Genomic DNA, 3,759 nt, shown 5'->3' with positions numbered 1-3,759 from the left:
TGACAGAGGGAAAGAATGTTACCACGCACACCGATGCGGGGGCGGAATGACATCTAGTGATACCCCCCTCTGCTTGCGGCGGGGTTATTTATTTTCGGGTGGTAGTACTTTAATGCCTCTGGCAGAAGCTGTTTTATAGTTTCTATGCGTTTTTCATCTGTTGGATGGTCGGAGAGAAACTCAGGAATTTTATGTTCTTTTTGTTTTTCCAGCATGCGATTCCAGAACAACAAAGCGCCTCTTGGGTCATAACCTGCCTTTGCCATAAAGATAAGACCAAGATGGTCTGCTTCGTATTCCTGAATGCGACTGTAGGGTAAAATAACACCCAATTGAGCTCCCAGACCATAAGCGGCTAAAAATGCTTTAGAACGAGTATCCGAATCTTTTTCTAAAGCTGTAGCAAGAGCATCTTCTCCCGCTTGAGCCAGTAACACCATACTCAACCTCTCTGCCCCATGACGGGCAATGGCATGGCCAATCTCATGTGCCAAAACTGTAGATAGACCATTTTCATTCTGTGTATATTTCAGAATACCTGTATAGACAAAGACTTTTCCTCCTGGTAAACAAAAGGCATTGGCTGTTTTTGGCTCTTCTATAACTGTAAATTCCCAGGGAAGGTCTGTTCTTCCTGTTGCTTTAGCAATGCGCCAACCCACTTTATTCACCATATTTACTATTTGAGGGTCTTTGCATGTCTTAGCTTTCTTTAAAATCTCCTGGCGTGCTTTAAGCCCTAAAGCCAATTCAGTTTGAGGGTCAATAAGAATCAGTTGTTTTCTTTCGGTAAAAGGAACGGTAGCACATGCAGACAAAATCAAAAGAGCTAACAAATATAAACCAAATTTTTTAATCTTGCTTTTCAATATCAATCTCATTATCAAATATAATACACAAATTGTCTGTTTGCCTGCAATAGAAAATTTTGTATATAATGTGAGTATGAGAATTTTAATCGTTGGTCGTCCTGGTGTAGGAAAAACAACTGCAGTTATAAAAACAATAAACCATATCTCAATGCCTGTAAGAGGATTTTATACTCAGGAAATAAGAGAAAAAAAGGGTAGGGTAGGGTTCTTATTAAAAACATTAAACGGTAAACAAGAAGTGCTCGCTCATGTAAACTCATCCTCTCAATTTCATGTGGGGAAATATGGTGTAAATACGAAATTATGGGACAAGTTAATTCCTCTGCTCATGCCTCAAACTAATAATGAGATAATAGTTATTGATGAGATAGGAAAAATGGAATGTCTCTCCCAATCTTTTCGCACCTATATTCTCAATATAGTGAAAACAGAAAATCACTTGCTGGCTACCGCTCCCTTGAAAGGAACATCTTTTATTGAAGGCATTAAACATAAATTTAAAATCTTAGAGATAAATGTAAAGAATAGAGATATAATACCTCTTCAACTAAAAGAGATGCTTAAGAGATAATGTATTTTTCTCCATTAAAAGGAAATACATGCTTGGGTAAACTTCTGATAGAAGCTTTGTCCATAATTTTTCTTACTCTGTTTACCTTTTCTTCAGGCAAATCCACAGACAGATTATTCTCTAAACAGTATAATATCTCATCTACATCTTCATAAGATAATCCCAATATAAACTCATCATCTATGCCAGGTATAAGATCGGGCGAGGGTGTTTTCTCTAAGATAGCCTTGGGAATTTTTAGTTTCTTGGCTATTTCTCTTGTCTGCGTTTTGTAAATATTTACAAGAGGTGCTATGTCTGCTAATTCATCTCCATATTTCACATATAATCCAGTGAGTATTTCCGTTTTGTTTGTATTTCCTAAAACTAAACCATTACGCAGATTTGCATGAAAATAAAGTAAGATTGTCCTCAATCTGACTTTTGCTCGATAATAGGCTTGTGCTTCCCAGAAATCTTTCTCTTTTGCACTTGAAGCAAGATCTTTTAGAAAAACATCTTCGCCGCCCATTTCTTCCCATTGTCTTTTTACCCATTTTTCCTGCCTCTTTCTGGGAATCAGAAATGTAGAAGGAGACAGGCGGTAAATACCTATTTCTTTTAAGGCTTTTGTTATATCTATAAATCTGTAATCTATATCTAAAACATGAGCAAGCGCAGTAGCATCTCTCATATTCTGGATGGAGGAGTCTTTCTCCTGTAGGATGAGACCGAATACATTCCTCTTTCCCACAGCCTCCACCGATAGGTAAGCATCTACCGTTGAATTCAATCCTCCACTCAGCCCTATTACAATCACTTCACTTTCCTTTGAGGACTCTTTAATAAAATCGCACATCTTGGAGATGAGCTTGGTGTAATCGGTAGATGCGAGAAAATCTTTATATTTCATAATTTATGGTGCCGAGGGCGGGAATCGAACCCGCACGGGAGGGCCACTCCCACCAGATTTTGAGTCTGGCGCGTCTACCAATTCCGCCACCTCGGCACTCGCATTTATTTAACACTCTGAACTCTCATTGTCAAGTTGCAACGACTCATATATGGCGAGCAATGCATCCTTTGCCTTCATCTGCATAAAAGCATCAGGTTTACATACAGAAAGAGAAGAAACCTGTGGATTTATGGTTATTATGTAACTGCCCTTTTGCTTAAGGCGAGAAGCAATACTATCATTAGTGGCAATAGTAGAACTACTACCGATGAGAAAGACTACATCCGGCACCTTTACTTCTTCTAAAAAACTATACCAATTTCTTTTTTGATAAGTATTCTCTATATAATCCCAATCGCCAAACATAAGTATATTTGGCCTTAAGAGATCACCACAAACAGGACAAATAGGCAGTCTGCCTGCCTCCATCTTTTCTTTGTCTAAATCACATAAAGGTACTTCAAGATTTTCTCTCACTCCATAATTACATCCTACTTCTCTCATACATTGCAATCTCCACATGGAACCATGAACCTCACAAACAGATAAAGGTTCAGTTCCAGAAATAAGATGATACCCGTCGGTATTTGTAGTATGGATGAATGCCTTCTTGAAGTGTTTTCTTATAAGCTTATTTATTACAGTATATCCCGCATGTGGTTTATTCTGATGTGCATTTCTTCTTCGCCATTCATAAAATGCCCAGGCATATTGGGGGCATCTGCGAAAACTCTGAGGAGAAGCAAGAGTTTGTGCCTCTAATCCCGCTCTTTTGAATGCAGGAAAATTTCTCCAATATCCTTCTTTGTCTCGAAAAGTAGGAATGTTGGAATCAGCAGACATTCCTGCACCCGTGAGAAAAACAACTGTTTCAGCTTTTTCGATTTTCTCTACGATACAGGATATATCCTTATCCATGCAATTTTAACTTAATTAACCTTTCCAAAGGTAATCATTTATTACTCGCTCTGCTTTTTTCTCTCCTACAAATTCATCCATAATATTTTCTACTTTTTTGAAATCATGCCATTTTTTGAATAGATCGGGCCTTACCCCTACATAGAGCATTCCTACTATTCCTGAAGGTGGCGTTGCATACAATTGTTTTATTCTCTCTTCAATTTTCATTTTTAGCTGCTTTTTTGCCACCTTTGCAACATCTTCATCACCCTCAAGGACATAAGGAAAAAAATTGAGCACAGACATACCAACCTCCCTTAGCATACTATTGTTTATTAGGATATAAATCTACTCCATTTCTGTCAAGGTAAAGTTTTGTTTTTGTCATTTAAAAATTAAAAGTGAACTGTTTTTATTAGATTTACGATTTAAAAGTGAACACCTGATAAACCATAATCTAAGGCCAAAAGAGAGGGCTTTAG

5 protein-coding genes and 1 tRNA gene are annotated in these 3,759 nt (G+C 37.7%); 1 reads left to right on the top strand and 5 read right to left on the bottom strand.

The genetic code is table 11. From position 1 onward, the window contains the following. Positions 1-53: 53 nt before the first annotated feature. Positions 54-881 (bottom strand): M48 family metallopeptidase, encoded by an 828-nt coding sequence (locus J7J10_03700; GenBank protein ID MCD6130034.1) that lies wholly within the window; start codon positions 879-881, stop codon positions 54-56. Positions 882-945: 64 nt separating this feature from the next. Here J7J10_03700 and J7J10_03695 point away from each other — a divergent pair, with 64 nt between their 5' ends. Further along, complete coding sequence (locus J7J10_03695; GenBank protein MCD6130033.1) at positions 946-1,443, top strand: AAA family ATPase; 498 nt, start codon at positions 946-948, stop codon at positions 1,441-1,443. Here the strand turns inward: J7J10_03695 and nadE are convergent. The 4 genes from nadE to J7J10_03675 form a co-directional block, all read right to left on the bottom strand. Beyond that, positions 1,433-2,335, bottom strand: coding sequence for an NAD(+) synthase (nadE, locus tag J7J10_03690; protein MCD6130032.1), 903 nt, complete (start codon positions 2,333-2,335; stop codon positions 1,433-1,435). The two genes, J7J10_03695 and nadE, sit on opposite strands and share 11 nt — an antisense overlap. A gap of 6 nt (positions 2,336-2,341) precedes the next feature. Continuing rightward, positions 2,342-2,431, bottom strand: a tRNA-Leu gene (locus J7J10_03685). A 12-nt stretch (positions 2,432-2,443) separates the two neighbouring features. Further along, a complete protein-coding gene (locus tag J7J10_03680; protein MCD6130031.1) occupies positions 2,444-3,295 on the bottom strand; it encodes an iron dicitrate transport regulator FecR in 852 nt (283 codons plus the stop codon). Positions 3,296-3,310: 15 nt separating this feature from the next. Continuing rightward, on the bottom strand, positions 3,311-3,583 hold the full coding sequence (locus J7J10_03675) for a hypothetical protein (protein MCD6130030.1): 273 nt from the start codon (positions 3,581-3,583) through the stop codon (positions 3,311-3,313). Positions 3,584-3,759: the final 176 nt, after the last annotated feature.

The sequence above is a fragment of the Deltaproteobacteria bacterium genome (genome assembly GCA_021159305.1).
In the GTDB taxonomy this organism is placed as follows: Bacteria; Campylobacterota_A; Desulfurellia; order JAGGSF01; family JAGGSF01; genus JAGGSF01.
Note: the sequence above shows the minus strand (reverse complement) of the source record. Positions and strands in the feature narration are given on the sequence as shown.

Bases quoted from the DNA above. Each gene is read 5' to 3' on its own strand.
- J7J10_03695 (MCD6130033.1), top strand. From the start codon at position 946: ATGAGAATTTTAATCGTTGGTCGTCCTGGTGTAGGAAAAACAACTGCA.
- J7J10_03700 (MCD6130034.1), bottom strand. From the start codon at position 881: ATGAGATTGATATTGAAAAGCAAGATTAAAAAATTTGGTTTATATTTG.
- J7J10_03680 (MCD6130031.1), bottom strand. From the start codon at position 3,295: ATGGATAAGGATATATCCTGTATCGTAGAGAAAATCGAAAAAGCTGAA.
- J7J10_03675 (MCD6130030.1), bottom strand. From the start codon at position 3,583: ATGTCTGTGCTCAATTTTTTTCCTTATGTCCTTGAGGGTGATGAAGAT.
- nadE (MCD6130032.1), bottom strand. From the start codon at position 2,335: ATGAAATATAAAGATTTTCTCGCATCTACCGATTACACCAAGCTCATC.